1 protein-coding gene is annotated in these 1,952 nt (G+C 64.6%); it reads right to left on the reverse strand.

Annotated features, from left to right (window positions below; genetic code table 11):
• The coding region (locus tag ACFWCF_RS26250) for an amino acid adenylation domain-containing protein (protein ID WP_378568025.1) at positions 1-1,952 on the reverse strand (1,952 nt) is incomplete at both ends.

A 1,952-nucleotide genomic window follows, 5' to 3' on the forward strand; every position in this document is an offset into this window, starting at 1 on the left:
AGCGGAACCCGGCCACCACGACCCGACTCCTGCTCCACCCGCGCCGCCAACGCCGACACCGTCGACGCCTCGAACAACGCCCGCACCGGAACCTGCGCATCCAACGCAACACCGAGCCGCGACACCACCTGCGTCGCAATCAGCGAATTACCACCGAGCACGAAGAAATCATCATCCGCACCCACACGCTCGACACCGAGCACATCAGCGAACACCCCCGCCACGATCTCCTCGATCGGAGTCGACGGCGCCCGGAACACCCGTGTCTCGAACACCGGCTCCGGCAACGCCCGACGATCCAACTTGCCGTTGACCGTCAACGGAATCGACTCGATCACCACGAACGCCGACGGCACCATGTATTCGGGCACCACCGCACCCACACCATCACGCAACGAGTCGACGTCGACCGAAACACCTTCGGCAGGAACCACATACGCAACGATCCGCACCGCACCCGGCGCATCCTCACGCACGATCACCGCAGCCTGCGCCACCGAATCCTGCGCCAGCACCGCCGCCTCGACCTCACCGAGCTCGATCCGGAAACCACGGATCTTCACCTGATCATCAGCACGGCCCAGATACTCGAGATCACCCGAGACCACCCACCGCGCAACATCACCCGTCCGGTAGAGCAAGGCGCCATCCGCCGAGAACGGATCGGCCACGAACCGCGCCGACGACAACTCCGGACGACGCAGATACCCACGCGCGAGCTGACCGCCACCGACGTACATCTCCCCCGCAACACCCACCGGCACCGGCTGCAGCCGCCGGTCCAGCACATACACCCGCAAACCGGCGATCGGCACACCGACCACACTCGCCGACCCCGCCTCGGCGAGCTCGGCACCGATCTCCCGATACGACACATGCACCGTCGTCTCGGTGATCCCGTACATGTTCACCAACCGCGGAGAGGTGTCCTCATGCCGCTCGAACCACCCCGCCAAACGGCGTGGCTCGAGTGCCTCACCACCGAAAATCACATAACGCAACGCCAACCGCGCACCATCGGACGCCACACGATCGGCCTCCGCAAGCTGATAGAACGCCGACGGAGTCTGGTTCAACACCGTCACCTGCTCACGAACCAGCAACTCCCGGAACGCCTCCGGCGACCTCGACGTGAAGTAATCGACCACCACCAAGGTCCCGCCGTACAACAACGGACCCCACAACTCCCACACCGAGAAATCGAACGCATAGCTGTGGAACATCGTCCACACATCCGACGCACCGAACCCGTACACCGACTCGGTGTTCACCATCAACCGCACCACATTGCGATGCGGAATCAACACACCCTTCGGACGGCCCGTCGAACCCGACGTGTAGATCACATACGCGAGGTTCGTCGACGCGAGCGGCGCCCGACGCTCCCCGTCGACGACCGGCGCATCGTCCACACCCGACAGATCCACCCGATCGAGCTCGACCACCGGAACACCGCCCGGGAACGACACTTCCTCATCGGAGCGCGTCACGACCGCAACCGGCGCGGCATCCGACACCAGGAACTCGATGCGATCAGCCGGAGAGTTCGGATCCACCGGCAGATATCCGCCACCGGCCTCGAGCACCGCCAGCAACGCCACCACCAGATCCACCGACCGCGGCAACGCCACCGCCACCAACGACTCCGGCCCCACACCGACATCGATCAGATGCCGCGCAAGACGCCGCACCCGCGAACCCAACTCGCTATACGAAACCGACTCGTCACCGAACCGCACCGCCACCGCATCACCACGCACAGCGACCTGCGCCTCGAACATCTCCACCAGCGTCACATCCGCCGGCGCCACATCATCACCCAGCGAATTCCACCGCGACACCACGAGCTCACGCTCGAAATCATCGAGGATCCCGATATCACCGACCACAACCGCCGGATCATCCACCACCGCACGCAGAATCCGCAGCAACTGCTCCGCAAACGCCGCGAC

This window comes from Rhodococcus sp. NPDC060090, assembly GCF_042729855.1.
GTDB lineage: Bacteria > Actinomycetota > Actinomycetes > Mycobacteriales > Mycobacteriaceae > Rhodococcus.